We start from the raw sequence: 19,193 nt of genomic DNA, 5'->3' as shown, positions 1-19,193 counted from the left end.
CGACGCGTTCACACGCACTGGGACACGAGCCAGTCCCCGTTTCCGCCCTGGTGGAAGAGGTACTCGAACGGCCGCAGCAACAGGACGCTGCCGATCCCGTCGCTGGTCGGCACGGTGGCGACGGGCCGGCCGGCCTGGGTGAGCCGGTAGACGTGCCCGTCCTCGAACCACGATCCACCGGTGACCCGCCACTGGTGCTCGTCGTGGCGCAGCACGTACGTGTCACCGTCGAACAGCCAGTAGTCGTGGTAGCCGTCGTTCTCCAGCCGCAGCTGCAGGATCGCCGACAGCGAACCCTCCTGCAGCGTGTCGAGAGTGCCGATCCGGGTGACGACAGACATGGGTCCTCCTGAGTTCGGGTCTCATCCGAGTGATCAACTACGCGTAGTTGCACTTTTTCGGGGTCGAAAACCGCAACTACGTGTAGTTGATCGAGGGCGATTGGGCGGGGGCCGAACCGGGGCGGGGGAAGACAGCGCCCCGGCCCAGCCCCTCGCACTAGGTGATCACGGTGTGCGCGGCGAGTCACCTAGATGCGTATGAGTGTGATACGTATCAGGTACTTGTGTAAAGCCCTGACACGCAGGAAAATAGTCGATCTAGGAAGGACGAGTCGAGGAGTGATCATCGTGCCCAAACCGAACATCCGTCTCCGTCGGTTGGGCGCGGAGTTGAAGAAGTTCCGCGAGGATGCCGGGTTCACCCAGGACCAGGCTGCCGAGAAGCTGGACATCACCCGACTGACTCTGAGCCGCTTCGAGAACGGCCATTCCCGGTTGACCCGTGCCGGGCTGCGTGACCTGATGAATACGTATGAGGTCATGGACGAGACGACTCGCTCGAAAGTGGAGCAGATGCTCCGCGACAGCAAGAAGACAGGCTGGCTGGAGCAGCACGCGGCGTTGCTGTCCTCGACGCACGCGCTCTATTGCGACATCGAGGCTGAAGCCACGGTCATCCAGGAGTTCTCGGGGGTCGTCGTGCCCGGGCTGCTCCAGACCGAGGCCTATGCCCTGGCCGTCTACGAGACCGGATATCCACATGGCAACGAGGAAATGACCCGGAGATTTGTCGACATCAGGCTGGCGCGGCAGGACTCGGTGTTGGGCAAGGAGGGGCCGCCCGAGTACCTCGCGGTGATCGACGAGTCGGTGCTTCGCCGAGTGGTGGGAAGTCATGCACTCATGGCTGACCAGCTTCGACATCTGCTGGCGCTCGTGGATCGACCGAGAGTCCTACTGCAAGTCGTGCGCTTCGAGGCGGGCTTCCTGACGACTGTCGGTGCTCTCACTGTCTTCGGCGAACAGGACCGCTACGTCTACGCGTCGGGCGTGGCCGGCGGCTCAATATCCGACGAGGAAGCCGACTACTCGGAGTTTAGGATTCTCCATGCACACCTCCAGGCGCTGGCCCTGTCGCCGCGCGCGTCGGTCGAGCTGATCAGGGAGGTGGCGGACGAGCACGACCGGCTGAGTAAGGGATGACATGGAGCTGAACTTCAAGAAGTCGACCAGGAGCGGCAACGACCCCAACGGCTGTGTTGAGGTCGCGCGCACTGTGGATGGCGCCGCCGTTGTCCGGGACTCCAAACAGCACGGCCTCGGGCCACTCCTCACCTACCCGTCAGGCGAGTGGCTCTCCTTCCTCGGCGGGGTCAAGGCCGGCGACTTCGACCGGGCCCCCGGGGCCTGACCGGCGCGCGCCGGGTCGGGCCCCTCCGTAGCCGTCAGAGGTTGAAAGCTCTTCTGAGGAAGTCCAGTTCCAGCGGGAGGGTGTTCAGGCCCATGTGGGTGGCGCCCACCAGGGGGAGGACCGAGTGCGGGCGGCCGGCAGCCGTCAGGGCAGCCGAGAGTTTCAGGGTGTGCGCGACGTGCACGTTGTCGTCGGCCAGGCCGTGGATCAGGAGCAGTGGGCGGGACAGGGCCTCGGCGTCGGCCAGCAGGCTGTGCCGGGCGTAGACCTCTGGCTGTTCCTCGGGCAGGCCCAGGTAGCGTTCCGTGAACGCCGTGTCGGTCAGCTCCCACTCGGTGACCGGCGCGCCGGCGATCGCGGCGTGGAAGACGTCGGGTCGGCGGAGGACGGCCGCCGCGGCGAGCCAGCCGCCGAAGGACCAGCCGCGGATCGCGACCCGGTCCAGGTCCAGGTCGGGGTGCTTGGCGGCGAGCGCGGCGAGGGCGTCGCACTGGTCGGACAGTGCGATGTCGGCCAGCCGGTGGTGGATGATCTTCTCGTACTGCGGGGAGCACCCCGGCGTGCCCCGCCCGTCGATCGTCACCACGGCGAAGCCCTGCTCGGCCCACCACTGGCGCTCCTGCCACACGCCCCGCCGGGCCAGCACCATCTGGCCGGACGGGCCGCCGTAGCTGTTCACCAGCACCGGGAGCCGGCGCTGGCCGGCCACGTGCCCGGTCGGGTACAGCACGGAGGTCGGGATCTCCCGGTCGGTGACCCGGGCGAGCGCTGGCCGGGCCGGGTACGGGTGCTCCGCCGACAGGCTGCGCAGCTCGTGCTCCCCGGTCGGGGTGACGACGGTCCACCGTGGCCGCGGGTGGTCCAGGGAGGTGGAGCAGCGCACGTACGTGGAACCGGTCGCCACCCCGGTGTGCCAGCCGGGCGCGGACGTCAGCCGGCGCGGGGCGGTGCTCGGCGCGAGGCTGACCAGGTAGAGGTGCTGTTCACTGGGCTCGCCCTCACTCGCGGCCACCAGCAGCCCGTCGTCGAGCAGCCCGCAGATCGAGCGCGGGTACAGCGCCGGCGGGGTGAGCAGCGCGCCGTCGGCGAACAGGCACCGGGCGTCCAGGCCGTCGCGGACCAGCTCGCCGGACAGCAGCACCCGGCCGTCGGGCAGTCGGGTCGGGGTGCCGGGCACCGGCTCGACCCAGTGCGGGTCGGACAGCTCGGCGTGCACCTGGGTCTCGCCGGTCCGGGGGTCGATGGTCAGGGCCAGGCCGTGCTGTTGCAGTCGGCGGAGCACCGTGACCAGCGGGCCGGAGGCGCCCCATTCGGCGGAGACCAGATACGGGTACGCGGCCCGGTCCCAGTGCACGTCCACCCAGCCCCCGTCGAGGTCGAGGACGTGCAGCGACACCTGGGCGTTGTCGCCGCCCGGCACCGGCCGGCGCACCACCCGGGGCTCGGCCGACGGGTCGGACGGGTCGGCGAGCACGAACCGGGTCAGCCGGCTCTCGTCCACCCGGGCGACGAGCAGGCGCTCGCCGTCGGGGGCCCACCAGTAGCCCCGGGACCTGCCCAGCTCCTCGGCGGCGACGAACTCCGCCAGCCCCCAGGTCACGTTGGCCTCCCCGGCGAGCAGCACGTCCGTGCCGTCGGGGTGGATGACCCGGAGCTGGCCGTCCGTCACGTACGCGATCCGCTGGCCCGTCGGGTCCAGCCGGGGTTCGGTGACCGGGCCGGCCGTGGGCACCTCCTCGGCGGCGCCGGTGAGCAGATCCGCCCGGTACAGCCGCCCGGCCGCGGTGTAGACGGCGGTGCGGGCGGCGGCGTCCGTCGAGTACGCCCCGATGCCCAGGGTGTTCAGGCGCAGCCGCTCGCGCAGGGCGGCCTCGGCGGCCGTCGGCGCGTCCTCGGTGACCCTCGGGCCGATCCGACGCTCTGTTCCCGCAGGTAGATCCATGATCCAGAGCTGGTCGTACGGATCAGTGGGGCCCGTCGATCTCAGGAAGACGACCCGTGAGCCGTCGGGGGAAACGGTGACGGCGCGGGGCGTGCCGCTGCTGAACCCGTGGGTCCGTGCGGCGAGCTCGGGAAAGTCCACCATACGGTCTAAAGTAGCCGAGTGACCTCCCGCAGCATCGTATTCGTGCACGCTCATCCCGACGACGAGACCATCGGCACCGGGGCCACCATGGCCCGATACGCCGCAGAGGGCGCGAACGTGACGCTGGTGACCTGTACTTTGGGCGAGGAAGGCGAGATCCACGTCCCCGAGCTGGCCGGGCTGATCGCCGCCGAAGCCGACCAGTTGGGCGGTTTCCGGGTCTCCGAGCTGACCGTGGCCTGCCGGGCGCTCGGCGTGTCGGACGTCCGGTTCCTGGGCGGCGCGGGGCGCTACCGCGACTCCGGGATGATGGACACCCCGGCCAACAACCACCCGCGCGCCTTCTGGGGCGCCGACCTCGACGAGGCCGCCGGGCACCTGGTGAAGGTGTTCGAGGAGGTCCGGCCGCAGGTCGTCGTCACCTACGACGAGATCGGGTTCTACGGCCACCCCGACCACATCCAGGCCCACCGGGTGACGATGCGCGCCTGCGAGCTGGCCGGCGACGCCGCCCCGCAGAAGGTGTACTGGACGGCGGTGCCCCGCAGCGTCATGGAGGCCGGGATGGCCGAGTTCTCCGGCTCCACCGACAACCCGTTCTCCGGCGTGGAGAACGTGGACGACCTGCCGTTCGGCACCCCGGACGAGCTGATCGCCGCCCGGATCGACGCGACGCCGTACGCGGAGGAGAAGATGGCGGCCCTGCGCGCGCACGCCACCCAGGTGCCGCCCACGTCGTGGATGTTCACGCTGGCCGCGGGCTCGGGCTCGGACATGATGGGCGTGGAGTTCTACACCCTGCCGGTCGGGGAGAAGGGCCCGGGCGTCGGACCCTACGGCTGGGAGAACGACCTGTTCGCGGGCGTTACCCTGTCGGAGTGAGCGTTCCGGAGCATGTCCCTGGCCTGTCCGAGCGGTCCTTCTGGTCCACGGCGCTCGAGGTGCTGCGGCCCCTCTGGCGGCCGTTCCACGACACGGTCGTCGTGATCGTGGCCTGCTGGATGGCTGTGGTGACCTCGACGGCCGAGGCGTTCTTCACCCCGTTCCGGCTGTTCGGGGTGCTGCTCCCGGTGTCGGCGGTCGCCGCGCTGGTCGTGACCCCGTTCCTGTCCACGGTGACCCACCGGGTGACCGGGCTGCGCCGGATGTCGATGATCCCGGCGGTCCTGTGGCTGCTGGTCGCCGTCTACTGGTCGACGACCCCGCGCGAGGGGGACCACGTGATCACAGGGAGCTGGACCGGGCTGGTCTACCTGATCGCCGGCTCGGCCGCCGCGGCGTACGGCGCGTACAAGGTCGTGATGCCGCCGTTGCCGCCCCGGCCTGTTGAGCGGTACCCGGTGGATGGGGTATGAATTCCCGATGAGACAACGATGGATGCCGGTCGGCGTGCTCGCCGCGGCGCTCTTCGTCATCAACGCCGTGGCGAGGCTGATCGTGTGGAAGGCCGACATCGCGAAGGACGCCGAGCAGACCCGGATCGGCATGATCACGTTCGGTGCGATCGCCGTGCTGTGCGTCGCGGCCGCCGCCTGGTGGGCGCTGCGGTATCCGCTGGACAGGGTCGCGGCAGACCTGCTCGTCGCCGGCGGGTCGGCGGCCCTGCTCTCCGTGGTGATCGGCCCGCTGTTCAGCGGCAAGGCGGTGTTCGACGGCGGGATCGGCATGGTCCTCGGCCAGCTCGTGATGTATCTGGCGCTCGCCGGCCTCGGGGCCGGCCTGGGCATCCTCGGGGTGATCGCGCTCGGCAAGGACTGGAAGACCCGGGCCTGGAAGCGGCACGAGGACAGCCTCAACGCCCGGCGGAACCGCTCGGCGCGCTAGTCCATCCAGGTTCGCCAGCGCGTCCAGGTTCGCCCGGGTGCCGCGGAAGACGCTGCGGGTGACCCGGTCGGACGGGATGCCCGGCACCGAGTCGCGGGCCGTCCACTGCCACAGCAGCCAGTCTGTCCAGCCGGCGGGGAGGTCCGTGGGCTCCGCGGTGCCGTACTGGGCGATCTGTAACGGGTAGCCGCCCAGTACCGTGCCGCCCCCGAGGCAGTCGGCGACGAAGTACCGGTTCGTGTACACCACCGGTGGCCGGCCGAACGCGTCCGCGACCGTCCGCAGCCAGTCCAGCGCGTCGTCGACAGTGCCGTGGGCCGGACAGCTCCGGGCCCGCCAGTCCCACTCCAGGTCGAGGATGGGCGGCAGTTCGAGCGGGCCCTGCCCGGTGTAGCCGGCCGCGCGGAGTTCTCCGACGAAGAAGGCCGCCTGCCCGGACCCGGTGCCGGAGGTGCGGCCCAGGTAGAAGTGGTACGGCGCGACGGGCAGTCCGGCGGCCCTGGCCCCGTCGAAGTCGGTGCGGAACCACGGGTTCACGTACGCCGTGCCGTCGGAGGGTGAGCCCTCGGTGGCCTTGACGGTGGCGAAGTCCACCCCGGCGTCGTGCACCTGTGCCCAGTCGATCGGGGCGCCCCAGGGGTGCTGCCAGCTCGCGACGTCCACGCCGTCCACCGGGTACTGCTCCACGGGGCTGAGGATCCGCCCGAACGCGAGGACGAGAGTCAACAGGGCGGGCACCATCGCCCGATATTAACTTAAATGTCTATTTTACGGTGTATGTAGTTATGGTGGACCTGGAAGCCCAGATATCCGTAGAGCGCCACCGCCGCGGCGTTGCCCTCCTCCACCTGGAGGTACGCCCTGGTCGCGCCCCGGGTGCCACCCCAGGCGGCCAACGCGTCCACCACCCGGGCCGCGTGGCCCCGCCGGCGGTGCTCCGGCAGCACCTGGACCAGGGACAGACCGAGCCAGTCGTCGGTGACCGCGCCCCGGCCGATCGCGACCAGGTCGCCGTCGAGGATCAGGGCGGCGAAGGCGACCTTGTCCGGGCCGGTGAGGATCGGGGCCGCGACGTCGGGGAGCGCGCCCTTGTGCCCGGCCATCATCGCGATCCAGGCGGGGTCCGGGGTGGCACTGAGCCGGATCAACGGCTCCCCGGCCGCCGCGCCGCCCGCCGGGTCCTGGCCTGCGGCCGGAGCCGCGCCGGCCGTTGGCCGCGCGAGGTCCCGGGTCATCACCAGCGTCGGCGTGTACGCCTCCCACCCCATCCGCTCCAGCAACCGGTCCGTCTGCCGCGCGAGAGGCAACGGCACCGCGAACCGGGGCACGAGCCCCCGCTCCCGGTACCAGTCGGCGACCCGGTCCACCGCTTCCTCGAGCGAGATCCCGGGATCCCCGACGGCCAACGCACTGTTCGCCCGGTTCGTCCACCCGCCGCCGGCCCGCAGCAGCCAGTCCCCGAGCCGGGCGGTCTCCGGGGCGGGCCACCCACCCGCCGCGGAAAGCTCCAGGGCCGCGATCTCGGAGTACCTCACCGGCCGGGGCGGAACCACCTTCGCCGCAACGATATCCGCGAATGGGACAAAGAGCTCCCCGTCGTCGATCCGTAGAATGAGACCAAGGTCAACCACCCCGCGCAGCTCGCCGAGAGCATCAGTAAGCTGGCCTTCTGGCAACCTGCGGCGAATAACGACCCTCCGCCCAACATCGTCTTTCGAAAGCACGGTGCCCCTCCCGGTGGATTGCCCGCCGGGGACACCTTAGGCTTACTCGTCGGCGGGTAAAGCCGTGGATTCAGTGCGGAGAGGACGACCGTGACGTACATCATTGCCGAACCGTGTGTGGACGTGCTGGACAAGGCGTGCATCGAGGAATGCCCCGTGGACTGCATCTACGAGGGCGGCCGGATGCTCTACATCCACCCCGACGAGTGCGTCGACTGCGGTGCGTGCGAGCCCGTCTGCCCCGTGGAGGCCATCTTCTACGAGGACGACGTCCCGAAGCAGTGGCAGGGCACCTACACCCCGGCGAACTACGAGTTCTTCGAGGAGCTCGGTTCCCCGGGCGGCGCCTCCAAGGTCGGCAAGATCGAGAAGGACGCGGCGTTCATCGCGGCCCTTCCCCCGATGGGTGAGGGACACTGACCGTCTCGCAGGGTTTGCCCGAGTTTCCCTGGGACGTCTTGATTCCGTACCAGGAGAAAGCTCGGGCCCACCCGGGCGGGCTGATCGACCTGTCGATCGGCACGCCCGTCGACCCGGTGCCCGACGTGGTCCGTCAGGCCCTGGCTGACGCGTCCGACGCGCACGGGTATCCCGTGACGACCGGCTCGCCGACGCTGCGCGCCGCCCTCACCGACTGGGTGGGGCGGCGGTGCGGGGCCGTGGACGGCTTCGACGTGCTGCCCACGATCGGCTCCAAGGAGCTGGTCGCCTGGCTGCCGACCCTGCTCGGGCTCGGGGCCTCCGACACGGTGATGATCCCGGAGCTGGCGTACCCGACGTACGAGATCGGCGTGAAGCTCGCCGGGGCGCGGCTGCTGCGCTCCGACTCGCTGACCTCCGCGGGCCCCGAGCGGGTGTCGCTCGTCTGGCTGAACTCGCCGTCGAACCCGACCGGAAGGGTGCTGCCCGAGGCGCACCTGCGTAAGGTCGTCACCTGGGCCCGCGAGCGCGGAGCCGTGGTGGTCAGCGACGAGTGCTATCTCGAACTGGGCTGGGAGACCACGCCCCGGTCGATCCTGTCGGTCTGCGACGGCGACTACACGGGCGTGCTCGCCGTGCACTCGCTGTCCAAGCGCTCCAACCTCGCCGGCTATCGCGCCGGCTTCGTCGCCGGGGACCCGGCGATCGTCCGCGAGCTGCTCGCGGTCCGCAAACACGCCGGCATGATCGTGCCCGGCCCGGTGCAGGCCGCCATGGTCGCGGCCCTGGGCGACGAGGCGCACGTGACCGCCCAGCGCGACCTGTACGCCGCGCGCCGCGCCGTCCTCAAGCCGGCCCTGGAGCGCGCGGGCTTCCGGATCGACCACTCCGAGGCGGGGCTGTACCTCTGGGCCACCCGCGACGAGGACTGCTGGTCCACCCTGGACTGGTTCGCAGGCCACGGCATCCTGGTGGCCGCCGGCTCGACCTACGGCCCGACCGGCGACCGGCACGTCCGGGTCGCGCTGACCGGCACGGACGCCCAGTTCGCCGCGGTCGCCACCCGGCTGTCGTAAAACCCGAACACCCTTTTTCCGGTTACGGTGGGGCGTCCCCGGCGCGCAGCGGTCCCCCGGGTGCTCCTGCCGGCCGGGCGCGCTGCTCGGCCCTCTCCTTCCGGCGAACCCGCCGCTTCGGCGCGCGGCCCGCACTACCCTGGGCGGATGACCGAATTGAACGTGTTGCCGGATGCCGGCCAGGCCGGGGCGTTCAGCTACCGGATCGACTACCGGCCGGCGTTCGCGCTGGCCACTCTCGTACTCGGCCCCGAGCAGTCGGTGAAGGCCGAGGCCGGCGCGATGGTCAGCATGTCCGGCAACGTGGAGCTGGCGTCCAAGATGGAGGGCGGGCTGTGGGGAGCCGTCAAGCGCGGGGTCGGCGGGCGCAGCGCGTTCGTGTCGACGTACACGGCGCGCGGCGGGCCCGGCGAGCTCACCCTGGCGCCGGCCACCCCGGGGGATGTGGTGCCGCTGCACGTCGCTGGGGACACCTACAACGTGGCCGCGTCCTGCTACCTCGCCGCCGAGCTCTCGCTGGGCGTGGAGACCGGCTGGGGCGGGGCGAGGAGCTTCTTCAGCAGCGACAGCGCGTTCGTGCTCCAGGTCAGCGGGACCGGGGTGCTGCTGGTGACGGCGTTCGGGGCCCTGCACCGGCGGGTGCTCGCCGACGGGGAGCGCTACGTCGTGGACACGGGGCATCTGGTGGCGTGGCACGCGGGGATGGCGTACACGATCAACAAGGCCACGAAGAGCCTGTTCCGGTCGGTGACCTCGGGGGAGGGGCTGGTCGCGACGTTCACCGGGCCCGGGACGCTGCTGATGCAGACCCGCAACATCGAGGCTCTCGCCGGGGTGCTGCGGCCGTTCTTCCCGAGCGGGAACAGCGGGTCGAGCGACTAGGGCCCGGCGGTGGCGTCCTGTCGGCCGGACAGGCTCTGGGCCGGGTCCGCGCGGAAGATCCGGTCGAGGGCGTGGTCCACCCGCGCCACGGCCTCCGCCGGGGTGAACACCCCGATCAGCAGTGGGCCGACGAACCCCTGGCTGAGCACGAACAGCGAGGGCCCCTCGATCGCCACGTCCACGCCGGGGCGCAGTTCCCCGGCGGCCTGGGCCTCGGCCAGCCGCTGGGTGACCAGGGACAGGATCCGGGTGTAGCCCTCGCGCAGCCGGTCGGCGTACGCGGCGTCGACGGTCGCGTACGTGAAGAAGGCGATGTTGACGACGGCCTCCTGCCTGCTGGGCTCGTCGACCGGCATCGCGGCGCACAGCAGCTGATGGATCGCTGCGCGCCGGCTGTCCGGCTGCGGCAGCTGGGCCATCCGGGTCTGTAGGCGACGTCCGACCCGTTCGCCGAGGTGTCCGAGCGCGAAGAGCAGCATCTCCTTACGGCTGGCGAAGTAGTGCTGGACCGCGCCCATCGACACGTCGGCCTCCCGGGCGACGTCGCGCAGGCTGACGGCCTCGACGCCCCGGTCGCCGATCACCGCGAAGACCGCCTCGGCGAGAGCCCGTCGCCGTTCCTCGTGATCGACCTTCTTCGGCACCGGTCCACCCCTTTCACCATGCGAGTGTATTATAAAAACGCGGTCGCAATGCGGTCGCATTGCGAAACTGGAAGGCGGAGACATGACGGTGCGCTACACGACCAACGACGACGTCCGGATCGCCTACGAGGTGCTGGGCGACCCGAACACCGGAGTGCCGCTGTTGCTGATCATGGGGCTCGACTTCCAGATGATCTGGTGGCCCGACGCGTTCTGCCAGCAGCTCGTCGACGCCGGGTTCGCTGTCGTGCGCTTCGACAACCGCGACGCGGGCCTGTCCACCCACCTCGCCAAGGGCGACTCCTACCGCGGCAACGACATGGTCGCCGACACCGTGGCCGTCCTCGACGCCGTCGGCTGGAAGAGCGCCAACGTGTTCGGCGCGTCCCTCGGCGCGAGTATCGCCCAGGGGCTCGCGCTGCTGCACCCCGAGCGGGTCCGTTCGCTGGTCAGCTGCATGGGCGGGCCCGCCACCGCCGGCGTGTTGAAGACCCTGACCCAGATCCGGATCGGCACCGTCGTCAAGCTCGCCCGACTGCCGAAGCCGACCACCCGCGAGGAGGAGATCGACAACGTGGTCACCGTCTACCGGGCCATGTCGTCCCCCGGCTACCCGTTCCCCGAGGCGTGGGCCCGCGAGGCGGCGGGGGAGAGCTACGACCGGGCCCCGCGCGACCTCGGCGCGACCCAGCGCCAGACCGTGGCCGGCCGGCGGTTCAAGGTCCCGCCACTGAGGACGATCAGCCAGCCGACTCTCGTCATCCACGGCGCCGACGACCCGCTGGTCCGCCCCGCGGCCGGCCGGGACACGGCCCGCCAGATCCCCGGAGCCACGTTCGTCGCGTACCCGGGCATGGGACACAGCCTCCCCGAAGCGCTCTGGCCCGACATCGTCGAGCGCACCCGGGCCCTCGCGGCCCAGGCTTGAGCGGTCGGGTCGGGCCGCCCGCGGGGGCGGCCCGCCGCCGTCAGTTGTGCGCGTGCAGCGCCTCGTTCAGCGTGATGCCGCCGCCGGTGCGCGGCCGGGCCTCGACCGCCCCGGTGACCGAGTTGCGGAGGTAGAGGACGCCGGAGGAACCGGACAGCTCCAGCGCCTTCACGACCGTGCCGTCCGGCAGGGTGACCTTCGTGCCGGCCGTGACATAGAGGCCGGCCTCCACCACGCAGTCGTCGCCGAGGGAGATGCCGATCCCGCCGTTCGCGCCGACCAGGCAGCGCTCACCGATCGAGATGACCTGCTTGCCGCCGCCCGACAGGGTGCCCATGATCGACGCGCCGGCGCCGATGTCGGAACCGTCGCCGACCACGACGCCCATCACGATCCGGCCCTCGACCATCGACTGGCCCAGGGTGCCGGCGTTGAAGTTCACGAAACCCTCGTGCATCACCGTGGTACCGACAGCCAGGTGCGCGCCCAGCCGCACCCGGTCCGCGTCGGCGATCCGCACCCCGGACGGCACGACGTAGTCGACCATCCGCGGGAACTTGTCGACAGAGAACACGGTCAGGTGCCCCACGGTCAGCCGCAGCTCGTCCACCCGCTCCGGCAGCACCGGGCCGGCCGAGGTCCACGCGATGTTCGGCAGGATCCCGAAGATCCCGTCCAGGTTCGCCTGGTGCGGCCTGATCAGCCGGTGCGAGAGCAGGTGCAGCCGCAGGTACGCGTCCGCCGTGTCCTTCGGCGGCTCCGCCAGGCTCGCGGTCGCGGTCACCCGGACCCGGCGCATGCCCAGCGCCCGCTCGCTCTCGGGCAGGGTGACGTCCTCGGGCGTGCCGAACCCGAGCTTCGGGAACCACACCTCCAGGACCTGGCCCTCGGCGGTGACGGTGGCGAGGCCGACGCCCCACGCGGTCTCATTCAGGAATTCGCTGCTCACGACGGGCTAGTCTACGGGGGTGCTGACCGATGACCTGCTCGCAGACCCGGTGGCGCTCACCCGCGCCCTCGTCGATATCCCGTCCGTGTCCGGCGATGAGAGAGATATTGCGGACCTGGTGGAGGCGGCGCTGAAGAAACCACACCTGACGGTCAGCAGACTGGGCAACACCGTGATGGCCCGCACGGAACTGGGCCGCGGCACCCGCGTCGTGCTGGCCGGGCACCTCGACACCGTCCCGCACGCCGACAACTTCCCGTCCCGGCTCGACGGCGACCTGATGTGGGGCTGTGGCACGTCCGACATGAAGTCCGGCACCGCGATCGCCCTGCACCTCGCCGCGACCCTGACCGAGCCGATCCACGACGTGACGTACTTCTTCTACGACTGCGAGGAGATCGAGGCCGAGCGCAACGGGCTCAACGTGATCGCCCGGGAGCGCCCAGAGTGGCTGGCCGCAGACTTCGCCGTGCTGCTGGAGCCGACGTACGGGCTGGTGGAGGCCGGTTGCCAGGGCACCATGCGGGTCCGGGTCACCACCACGGGGCGGCGTGCGCACTCGGCCAGGTCCTGGCTGGGCGTCAACGCGATCCACGGCATGGGCGAAGTGCTCCGCCGCCTGGAGTCCTACGAGCCGCGCACGGTCGTGATCGACGGCTGCGAGTACCGCGAGGGCCTCAACGCCGTCCTGATCTCCGGCGGCGTGGCCGGCAACGTGGTGCCGGACGAGTGCGTGGTCACGGCCAACTTCCGGTTCGCCCCCGACCGCGACGAGCGGGCCGCGCTGGCCCACCTGCACGAGGTGTTCGACGGGTTCGAGGTCGAGCTGGCGGACTCCGCCCCCGGCGCGATGCCGGGCCTGACCACGCCCGCCGTCGCCGACTTCATCGCGATGGTCGGGCAGCAACCCCGGGCCAAGCTCGGCTGGACCGATGTGGCCCGGTTCGCCACGCTGGGCGTGCCGGCCGTGAACTTCGGCCCGGGGGACCCGAACCTCGCGCACAAGCGTGACGAGAACGTCGAGATCCCGAAGATCATCGATGGTGCGGCCCTGCTGCGGAACTGGTTGGGTAAGGAAAAATGACAAACTCCCACAAGGGTCCCGAGCGACACCGGGGCCCGGTCACCCTGCGCCGCGAGGCCGCCAACCAGCTCGTCACCGCCGACCAGCGGCTGCTGGACTCCCGGGGCAGGCAGGACTGGCGGGTCGGCGACGCCTGGCGTGCGCTGCGGATCCAGGCCGAGTTCGTCGAGGGCTTCGACACCCTCTCCGAGCTGCCGTCGGCCGTCAGCGTGTTCGGCTCGGCGCGCAGCAAGCCCGACAGCCCCGAGTGCGTGATGGCCGAGGAGTTGGGCGCCGCCCTGGCCCACGCCGGATACGCGGTCATCACGGGCGGCGGCCCCGGCGTCATGGAGGCGGCCAACAAGGGCTGCTCGGAGGCCGGCGGGCTGTCCGTGGGCCTCGGCATCGAACTGCCCTTCGAGCAGGGCCTCAACGAGTGGTGCGACATCGGCATCGACTTCCGGTACTTCTTCGCCCGCAAGGTGATGTTCCTGAAGTACGCCCAGGCGTTCGTCGTCCTGCCCGGCGGTCTTGGCACCCTCGACGAGCTGTTCGAGTCCCTGACCCTGGTCCAGACGCACAAGGTCACCGAGTTCCCGGTCGTCCTGATGGGCGTCGACTACTGGACGGGCCTGCTGGACTGGATGCGCGCCACGATGCTCGCCGACGGCAAGGTCAGCCCCGGGGACCTCGACCTCATCCACCTGACCGACGACGTGGGCGACGCCGTCCGGCACATCCTCGCGGCCGGAGGCTGACCCGGTGGCCGCGATCTGCGTGTTCTGCGCGTCCTCGACGACACTGGCGCCAGGGTTCCTGAACCTGGCGACCGCCACCGGGGCAGCGCTCGCCGAGGCCGGGCACGTCCTGGTCTCCGGCGGCGGCCGGGTCGGCATGATGGGCGCCGTCGCCGCCGGGGCCCGGGGCGCCGGCGGACACACCGTCGGGATCATCCCCCGCCAGCTCCAGGACCGTGAGGTCGCCGACCTCGACGCCGACGAACTGGTCGTCACCGAGACGATGGCCGACCGCAAGACCCTGCTGATCGAGCGGTCGGACGCGTTCGTGGTGCTGCCCGGCGGCCTGGGCACCCTCGACGAGCTCTTCGAGGTGTGGACCGTGGCCGGCCTGGGCTTCCACCCGAAACCGATCATCGTGGTCAACGCCGACGGCTTCTACGACGGGCTGCTCGCCTGGCTCGACCGGGCGGTCGCCGACGGCATGGTCCGGGCCGACGCGGTCAAGGCCGTCACGGTCGTCGGTGACCTGGACGCGGCGCTGGCACTGTTGTGAGTGCTGTGTTCGGGGCCCCGGTTCCTCTAGCATCAGCCGTATGAGCCAGCTTCTGCTCCTTCTCGTGGTGGCGCTCGTCGCCGGCGGCATCGTGTTCGGCGTCGCCGCCCTGATGACCGGCTCAGACCCGGGCCTCGCCGACGTGGACCCCGACGGCCACGCCGTGCCGCTGCCCGGCGACCGGCCGCTCGCCGAGCCGGACCTGTCGGAGCTGCGCTTCGACACCGGCCTGCGGGGGTACCGGCCGGACCAGGTCGACGCGGCCATCGAACGGCTCAGCTACGACGTCGGCTACAAGCAGGAGCTGATCAGCGTCCTGGAGTCCGAGGTGTCGGCGTTGCGGGCCGGGCGGGGTGCCGACGCCGACGCGCTGCGGGACGCGCGGCAGAAGTCGTCGGTGTCGTCGGCGGCCTCCGTCGCGACTGTGCCGGACGCGGATGCGGACGCCCTGCCGGAAGGTTCCGACGCCGCCGAGGACCCCGCGTCGACCGACTCCGCGGCCGGGTAGCCCGGCGGCCTCGCGGGCCGGGCCCGGTTCGCGGGTTGGCGGAAATGCCGGGACCTCCGGTTCCGTGAAGTTGTCGGACCCCTCCTCTACCGTCGGGGAATGACTTCACTGGTTGTCGGTGACGACGGTCGGGCCCGGTGCCACTGGGCCTATTCGGCACCCGAATACCTGGAATACCACGACACCGAGTGGGGGCAGGTGATCCGGGGCGACGAGGCGCTCTACGAGCGGCTGACCCTGGAGGCCTTCCAGTCGGGCCTGTCCTGGATCACGATCCTGCGCAAACGCCCGGCCTTCCGGGCGGCGTTCGTCGACTTCTCGATGGAGAAGGTCGCGGCGTTCACCTCCGAGGACGTCGAGCGGCTGATGGCCGACCCCGGCATCGTCCGCAACCGGGCGAAGATCGAGGCTGCGGTCAACAACGCGCGGGTCGCCCTCGACCTGCCGGAGGGGCTCTCGGCGCTGCTGTGGGGCTTCGCCGTGGAGCGGCCCAGGCCGGCGACCGGGGCGGATGTCCCGGCGATCACGCCGGAGTCGACGGCGATGGCGAAGGCGCTGAAGAAGGCCGGGTTCAAGTTCTTCGGGCCGACGACGGCGTATGCGCTGATGCAGGCCACGGGGATGACGAACGACCACCTGGTCGGCTGCGAGCTCCCCGGCTGAGTTCCGCAGGGTGCGTTGGTGCCGTGCTCGAGGGCTGAGCCGGGTCGATGCCGGGTCCGATTTCGGGAAAAATTGCTAGCATCGTCCCCAGGTGGGGTGTTTCGGTCAGGTGGACATTCTGTGGTCAGGGTGCTGGTCACGTCGTGACGCTTGATCGACTGGATTTCCGCGCGGCTTAGAGTGGGGGCATGCGTTCCTGGTTGGTGAGTGTTGATCTGCCGATCGAGGCGGAGAGTCCGGCGGCGGCCGTCGAGCAGTTCTGGGCGTACCTGCGCGAGCTCGGGCCCTCGGAGCTGCCGGTCTTCGTGTCGCCGGCCGACGACGAGCTCGCCATGGCCGCGTACGTGTCCGGTGTCGAGGTCAACCTCGACCCCGAGGAGGAGTAGCCGTGCCGCAGGTCAAGATCTACGCGCACGCCACCCACCTGGCGACCGCCCGCACCGAGCTGTCCGACACTGTGCACTCGTGCATCGTCGACGGCCTGTCGATGCCCGAGTCGAAGAAGTTCCAGAGGTTCATCCCGCTGGCCGCCGGGGACTTCGTGTTCCCGGAGCCGCGGACGGACCGGTACACGATCATTGAGGTCTCGATGTTCGAAGGTCGGTCCGTCGAGGCGAAGAAGACGCTGATCCGGTTGCTGTTCGAGCGGCTCGGCGAGCGGTGTGGGCTGGCGCCGGACGACGTGGAGATCACGCTGTTCGAGACGCCGGCGAGTGACTGGGGGATCCGGGGGCTGCCGGGTGACGAGCTGACCCTGAACTACCCGGTCAACGTCTGACCGCAGTCGCCGGCGGGGCCGGGGGTCGCCGGAGGTCACAGCAGGGGCACCCGCCCCGACCAGCCCGCCAGCACCTTCCCCGGGTCGGTGTCGAGCACCCCCGCCAGGAGCGTCGCGTACACGTCGCGGAAGTCCGTGCTCACCCGCAGGTCCCCGTTGTCGAGGTCGGTCAGGCTCGGCTGCCGGCCGTGGAAGCCACCCTTCACGGGCGTGCCGGCCACGAACGCCACCCCGGCCGTCCCGTGGTCGGTGCCCTCCGACGCGTTGCCCTTCACCCGGCGGCCGAACTCGGAGTAGACCAGCACGACGACCCCCTCCCCGGCCGGGATCTTCGCCATCCGGTCCAGGAACGCCGTCACCGCCGTGTCGAGTTCCCCGAGGAGCCGTTCGGACACGTTGTGCTCCACGGCGTGGGTGTCGAAGCCGTCGAGGCTCACGGAGTACACCTTGGTGGGGATGTTGGCCTCGACGCAGCGCGCGACGAGGTCCAGTTGGACGCCGAGCGCGTCCGGGTCCTCGGGTTCGGTGCCCTGCACCTTCGAGACCAGCGCGTTCACGGACAGCAGGTCGGCGTAGGAGGCCGCGGCGCGCGACCGCAGCGGCGACTCGCCGGGGGCGGCCTTGGCGAGCGCCGCCACCGGCAGGTCCTTGGGCAGTTTCAACCCTTTGAGGGGTACGGATCCCCCCGCCACCCCCGCCCCCGCCAACATCGGCGGCAGCACCGGATCCAGGGAGATCGCGTCGACCGGCGCCCGCTTCGTCACGTCGAGCCACCGGCCGAGCCAGCCGGTGCGGACCGGGGTCTCCGGGGAGCCGGTCTGCCAGATGTCCATGGAGCTGAAGTGGCTCCGGTTGGGCCGCGGGTAGCCGACCCCGCGTACGACCGCGAGCTTCTTGGCGTCCCACAGCTTCTTGAAGCCCTTGAGCGCCGGGTTGAGGCCGAGTTCCTTGTCGAGCGCGATCACCTGGTCGGGCTTGTAGGCCAGGTCGGGGCGCGCCGCGTGGTAGGCGTCGTCGGCGTACGGGACGAGGGTGTTGAGGCCGTCGTTGCCGCCGTACAGGGTGATCACGACGAGGGTGCGGCCGCCACGCCAGGTCGGGCTCGCCGTGGACAGCAGCTCGGGCAGGCTGAGTGCGGCCCCACCGGCGGCGATGGCCCCCGCGGCGACGACGCCGCTGCCGATCAGGAACCGGCGCCGGGTCACAGTGTCCATGCTGGACTCCTCACTACTGTCGTCAGGACGAGCCGGGCACCGGTCACCCGAGCCTCCGGGCCGGCCGTGCGGAGCTGGATGTCGATCGCCCGGGCGGCCGGCCGGAGCGTCACGGCAGCGGGCGCGCCGGCCGGCTGGCGCGAATCGGCGGTCCGCGCGCGGGTCGCCGGGTTCCTCGTCGGGTTCGGCATGTCGCCCCCTGCGCCGGTCACGAGATCAGGTATTCGGGGCTGGCCAGCGCCACCGTCACCAGGCGGCGCGGGTTGCCGGAGACCCCGGCGAGGGCTGTGCGGGTCCGGTCGCTCCAGGCGTCCACGACCAGGGTCCTGGCGAGTTCCTCCGGCCGCTGGCCCGGGGACACGCCGTCCAACGCCGACAGGTCGGCCGCCTCGGCGAGCATGCCGGCGACCTGGAGCCGGGCCTGCGCGGCCGAGGTGGTCAGCCAGGCGGCGCCGGTCGCCCAGCCGCCCACGTTGGGCGGGGCCATCGGCACCTGGCCGAGCGCCGCGAGCGGGTTGCCCTTCAACGAGCTGGGCCGCACCCCGAGCTGCCGGCACGCCCCGACGAACCAGTCGACCGGGGTCTTCACGTGGTCGTCGGCGAGGTGGGTCCACGCGGAGGTCAGCAGCGCACGGATGTCGGTACCCGGCGAAGGGGTCGCGCCGTAGAACTGGCCCACCCGGTCGGCCAGGTGCTTGCCGCAGGCCGGCTGGTCCACCAGTAGATCCACATAGGACTGCGCGGTGAAGGCGCTGGTCTGGCCGAGGATGGTGACCGGGGACGGGTCGTGCTGGTTGGGCAGCAACGACACGTCCCCGGAGTTCTTGTCGATCTTCCACCCGGTCAGGGCCCGCGCGCCGGCCTTGATGTCGTCCTCGGTGTAGTTGCCCACCCCGAGGGTGAACAGCTCCATCAGCTCGCGGGCCAGGTTCTCGTTCGGGGCCTTCTTCGTGTTCTGCTGGCCGTCGAGCCAGTAGAGCAGCGCGGGGTCGGTGACCATGGCCCGGGCCATCGGGCGGAAGTCGCCCCAGGCGTTGGCCCGCAGGGTCTCGTGCTGGCGGAGCATCAGCGCCGGGCCGACCTTCTTGACGCTGGTGGCCCAGTGCCCATGCCAGAAGAAGATCAGCTTCTCGGTGGCGGAGTGTTCGGCGGCGGCCATCCGGTCCAGCCACCACGCGACGACCTGGCGGACGGCTTCCTTGTCCTTCTTCTCCGTGCCCGGGTTCAGCACGGGCGCCGGGGTCCTGGAGGCGCCGGGGTCGACGGCCGGCGGGTGCAGCAGCGCCTCCAGCGTGGCGGCGGTGCCGACCCGCTCGGCGGCGTCGACGTCGGTGGCGCGGGGCCCGAAGGTGGCGCGCCGGAGCAGTCGTGCGATCTCGGTCCTGGTGGACATGCGGCCGACGGTAGACCCCGAACCCTGGGAAATCGGTGGGAAAAACCGTCGGCCTC

General features: G+C 70.9%; 23 protein-coding genes and 2 pseudogenes. 16 read left to right on the top strand and 9 right to left on the bottom strand.

The features are described from left to right. Window positions 1-8: 8 nt before the first annotated feature. A complete protein-coding gene (locus IW245_RS24830) occupies window positions 9-341 on the bottom strand; it encodes a hypothetical protein (protein WP_197005567.1) in 333 nt (110 codons plus the stop codon). A 279-nt stretch (window positions 342-620) separates the two neighbouring features. Here IW245_RS24830 and IW245_RS24825 point away from each other — a divergent pair, with 279 nt between their 5' ends. Both IW245_RS24825 and IW245_RS24820 read left to right on the top strand, forming a co-directional pair. After that, window positions 621-1,484, top strand: a complete 864-nt coding sequence (locus IW245_RS24825) for a helix-turn-helix domain-containing protein (protein ID WP_197005566.1) — start codon at window positions 621-623, stop codon at window positions 1,482-1,484. 1 nt (window position 1,485) lies between these two features. Continuing rightward, entirely contained in the window at window positions 1,486-1,692 is a 207-nt protein-coding gene (locus IW245_RS24820; protein ID WP_197005565.1) for a DUF397 domain-containing protein, read from the top strand. 34 nt (window positions 1,693-1,726) lie between these two features. Here the strand turns inward: IW245_RS24820 and IW245_RS24815 are convergent, their stop codons facing one another. After that, the gene (locus IW245_RS24815; protein WP_197008668.1) at window positions 1,727-3,775 is read right to left on the bottom strand and encodes a prolyl oligopeptidase family serine peptidase; all 2,049 of its coding nucleotides are present in this window, start codon (window positions 3,773-3,775) and stop codon (window positions 1,727-1,729) included. 90 nt (window positions 3,776-3,865) lie between these two features. Between IW245_RS24815 and mshB the strand changes: the two genes are divergently transcribed. Genes mshB through IW245_RS40935 form a run of 3 tightly spaced genes read left to right on the top strand, consistent with a single transcriptional unit; the run spans window position 3,866 to window position 5,602 of the window. Then, complete coding sequence (gene mshB / locus IW245_RS24810) at window positions 3,866-4,660, top strand: N-acetyl-1-D-myo-inositol-2-amino-2-deoxy-alpha-D-glucopyranoside deacetylase (protein WP_231400183.1); 795 nt, start codon at window positions 3,866-3,868, stop codon at window positions 4,658-4,660. Next, on the top strand, window positions 4,657-5,133 hold the full coding sequence (locus tag IW245_RS40940; protein ID WP_231398923.1) for a DUF6113 family protein: 477 nt from the start codon (window positions 4,657-4,659) through the stop codon (window positions 5,131-5,133). Before mshB ends, IW245_RS40940 begins: the two co-directional genes overlap by 4 nt. A 7-nt stretch (window positions 5,134-5,140) precedes the next feature. Further along, the gene (locus tag IW245_RS40935) at window positions 5,141-5,602 is read left to right on the top strand and encodes a hypothetical protein (RefSeq protein ID WP_231398922.1); all 462 of its coding nucleotides are present in this window, start codon (window positions 5,141-5,143) and stop codon (window positions 5,600-5,602) included. Window positions 5,603-5,689: 87 nt separating this feature from the next. Here IW245_RS40935 and IW245_RS42720 read toward each other — a convergent pair. Next, a pseudogene (locus tag IW245_RS42720) lies at window positions 5,690-6,343 on the bottom strand (glycoside hydrolase family 25 protein); the annotation flags it as partial. Between the two features lie 14 nt (window positions 6,344-6,357). Beyond that, on the bottom strand, window positions 6,358-7,326 hold the full coding sequence (locus IW245_RS24800) for a GNAT family N-acetyltransferase (protein WP_197005562.1): 969 nt from the start codon (window positions 7,324-7,326) through the stop codon (window positions 6,358-6,360). A gap of 90 nt (window positions 7,327-7,416) precedes the next feature. On the opposite strand from IW245_RS24800, the gene fdxA reads away from it, so the two are divergent. The 3 genes from fdxA (at window position 7,417) to IW245_RS24785 (ending at window position 9,704) form a co-directional block, all read left to right on the top strand. After that, window positions 7,417-7,746 (top strand): ferredoxin, encoded by a 330-nt coding sequence (gene fdxA / locus IW245_RS24795; protein WP_197005561.1) that lies wholly within the window; start codon window positions 7,417-7,419, stop codon window positions 7,744-7,746. Beyond that, window positions 7,743-8,822 carry a succinyldiaminopimelate transaminase gene (dapC, locus tag IW245_RS24790; RefSeq protein WP_197008667.1) on the top strand — a complete coding sequence of 360 codons (1,080 nt, stop codon included), beginning with the start codon at window positions 7,743-7,745 and terminating at the stop codon, window positions 8,820-8,822. The genes fdxA and dapC overlap by 4 nt, the downstream gene beginning before the upstream one ends. Before the next feature lie 147 nt (window positions 8,823-8,969). Further along, window positions 8,970-9,704, top strand: coding sequence for a TIGR00266 family protein (locus tag IW245_RS24785; RefSeq protein WP_197005560.1), 735 nt, complete (start codon window positions 8,970-8,972; stop codon window positions 9,702-9,704). On the opposite strand, the gene IW245_RS24780 is transcribed toward IW245_RS24785, so the two are convergent. After that, on the bottom strand, window positions 9,701-10,348 hold the full coding sequence (locus IW245_RS24780) for a TetR/AcrR family transcriptional regulator (RefSeq protein WP_197005559.1): 648 nt from the start codon (window positions 10,346-10,348) through the stop codon (window positions 9,701-9,703). The two genes, IW245_RS24785 and IW245_RS24780, sit on opposite strands and share 4 nt — an antisense overlap. A gap of 82 nt (window positions 10,349-10,430) precedes the next feature. Between IW245_RS24780 and IW245_RS24775 the strand changes: the two genes are divergently transcribed. Continuing rightward, window positions 10,431-11,276, top strand: a complete 846-nt coding sequence (locus tag IW245_RS24775; protein ID WP_197005558.1) for an alpha/beta fold hydrolase — start codon at window positions 10,431-10,433, stop codon at window positions 11,274-11,276. Window positions 11,277-11,316: 40 nt separating this feature from the next. Here IW245_RS24775 and dapD read toward each other — a convergent pair whose 3' ends face one another. Continuing rightward, window positions 11,317-12,225: a 2,3,4,5-tetrahydropyridine-2,6-dicarboxylate N-succinyltransferase gene (gene dapD, locus IW245_RS24770; RefSeq protein WP_197005557.1), complete on the bottom strand. Its 909-nt coding sequence runs from the start codon at window positions 12,223-12,225 to the stop codon at window positions 11,317-11,319. A gap of 19 nt (window positions 12,226-12,244) precedes the next feature. Here dapD and dapE point away from each other — a divergent pair, with 19 nt between their 5' ends. From dapE to IW245_RS24735, 7 genes and pseudogenes are all read left to right on the top strand, one after another. Beyond that, the gene (gene dapE, locus IW245_RS24765) at window positions 12,245-13,309 is read left to right on the top strand and encodes a succinyl-diaminopimelate desuccinylase (protein WP_197005556.1); all 1,065 of its coding nucleotides are present in this window, start codon (window positions 12,245-12,247) and stop codon (window positions 13,307-13,309) included. After that, window positions 13,306-14,046, top strand: a complete 741-nt coding sequence (locus tag IW245_RS24760; RefSeq protein WP_197005555.1) for an LOG family protein — start codon at window positions 13,306-13,308, stop codon at window positions 14,044-14,046. Before dapE ends, IW245_RS24760 begins: the two co-directional genes overlap by 4 nt. A 4-nt stretch (window positions 14,047-14,050) precedes the next feature. Further along, on the top strand, window positions 14,051-14,581 hold the full coding sequence (locus tag IW245_RS24755; RefSeq protein ID WP_197005554.1) for an LOG family protein: 531 nt from the start codon (window positions 14,051-14,053) through the stop codon (window positions 14,579-14,581). 40 nt (window positions 14,582-14,621) lie between these two features. Then, entirely contained in the window at window positions 14,622-15,089 is a 468-nt protein-coding gene (locus IW245_RS24750) for a DivIVA domain-containing protein (RefSeq protein WP_231398920.1), read from the top strand. 99 nt (window positions 15,090-15,188) lie between these two features. Beyond that, the gene (locus IW245_RS24745) at window positions 15,189-15,752 is read left to right on the top strand and encodes a DNA-3-methyladenine glycosylase I (RefSeq protein WP_197005553.1); all 564 of its coding nucleotides are present in this window, start codon (window positions 15,189-15,191) and stop codon (window positions 15,750-15,752) included. A gap of 197 nt (window positions 15,753-15,949) precedes the next feature. Beyond that, window positions 15,950-16,138 (top strand): annotated as a pseudogene (locus IW245_RS24740) (hypothetical protein); the annotation flags it as partial. 2 nt (window positions 16,139-16,140) lie between these two features. After that, on the top strand, window positions 16,141-16,530 hold the full coding sequence (locus IW245_RS24735; RefSeq protein WP_197005551.1) for a tautomerase family protein: 390 nt from the start codon (window positions 16,141-16,143) through the stop codon (window positions 16,528-16,530). Between the two features lie 35 nt (window positions 16,531-16,565). Here IW245_RS24735 and IW245_RS24730 read toward each other — a convergent pair whose 3' ends face one another. From IW245_RS24730 to IW245_RS24720, 3 genes are read right to left on the bottom strand one after another with little or no spacing between them, the layout of a single operon-like run. Beyond that, window positions 16,566-17,744: a DUF1501 domain-containing protein gene (locus IW245_RS24730; RefSeq protein WP_197005550.1), complete on the bottom strand. Its 1,179-nt coding sequence runs from the start codon at window positions 17,742-17,744 to the stop codon at window positions 16,566-16,568. Next, window positions 17,732-17,935: a hypothetical protein gene (locus IW245_RS24725; RefSeq protein WP_197005549.1), complete on the bottom strand. Its 204-nt coding sequence runs from the start codon at window positions 17,933-17,935 to the stop codon at window positions 17,732-17,734. The genes IW245_RS24730 and IW245_RS24725 overlap by 13 nt, the downstream gene beginning before the upstream one ends. A 17-nt stretch (window positions 17,936-17,952) precedes the next feature. Then, on the bottom strand, window positions 17,953-19,137 hold the full coding sequence (locus IW245_RS24720; RefSeq protein ID WP_197005548.1) for a DUF1800 domain-containing protein: 1,185 nt from the start codon (window positions 19,135-19,137) through the stop codon (window positions 17,953-17,955). Window positions 19,138-19,193 lie beyond the last annotated feature (56 nt).

Source organism: Longispora fulva (assembly GCF_015751905.1).
GTDB lineage: Bacteria > Actinomycetota > Actinomycetes > Mycobacteriales > Micromonosporaceae > Longispora > Longispora fulva.
This window is presented reverse-complemented; position numbering and strand designations above follow the sequence as displayed.

What these genes read in the sequence shown, in the direction of transcription:
- IW245_RS24720 (WP_197005548.1), bottom strand. Translation starts at nt 19,137, where the DNA reads ATGTCCACCAGGACCGAGATCGCACGACTGCTCCGGCGCGCCACCTTC.
- mshB (WP_231400183.1), top strand. Translation starts at nt 3,866, where the DNA reads ATGGCCCGATACGCCGCAGAGGGCGCGAACGTGACGCTGGTGACCTGT.
- IW245_RS24750 (WP_231398920.1), top strand. Translation starts at nt 14,622, where the DNA reads ATGAGCCAGCTTCTGCTCCTTCTCGTGGTGGCGCTCGTCGCCGGCGGC.
- IW245_RS24745 (WP_197005553.1), top strand. Translation starts at nt 15,189, where the DNA reads ATGACTTCACTGGTTGTCGGTGACGACGGTCGGGCCCGGTGCCACTGG.
- IW245_RS24725 (WP_197005549.1), bottom strand. Translation starts at nt 17,935, where the DNA reads ATGCCGAACCCGACGAGGAACCCGGCGACCCGCGCGCGGACCGCCGAT.
- IW245_RS24760 (WP_197005555.1), top strand. Translation starts at nt 13,306, where the DNA reads ATGACAAACTCCCACAAGGGTCCCGAGCGACACCGGGGCCCGGTCACC.
- IW245_RS24730 (WP_197005550.1), bottom strand. Translation starts at nt 17,744, where the DNA reads ATGGACACTGTGACCCGGCGCCGGTTCCTGATCGGCAGCGGCGTCGTC.
- IW245_RS24830 (WP_197005567.1), bottom strand. Translation starts at nt 341, where the DNA reads ATGTCTGTCGTCACCCGGATCGGCACTCTCGACACGCTGCAGGAGGGT.
- IW245_RS24785 (WP_197005560.1), top strand. Translation starts at nt 8,970, where the DNA reads ATGACCGAATTGAACGTGTTGCCGGATGCCGGCCAGGCCGGGGCGTTC.
- IW245_RS24820 (WP_197005565.1), top strand. Translation starts at nt 1,486, where the DNA reads ATGGAGCTGAACTTCAAGAAGTCGACCAGGAGCGGCAACGACCCCAAC.
- IW245_RS40935 (WP_231398922.1), top strand. Translation starts at nt 5,141, where the DNA reads ATGAGACAACGATGGATGCCGGTCGGCGTGCTCGCCGCGGCGCTCTTC.
- IW245_RS24775 (WP_197005558.1), top strand. Translation starts at nt 10,431, where the DNA reads ATGACGGTGCGCTACACGACCAACGACGACGTCCGGATCGCCTACGAG.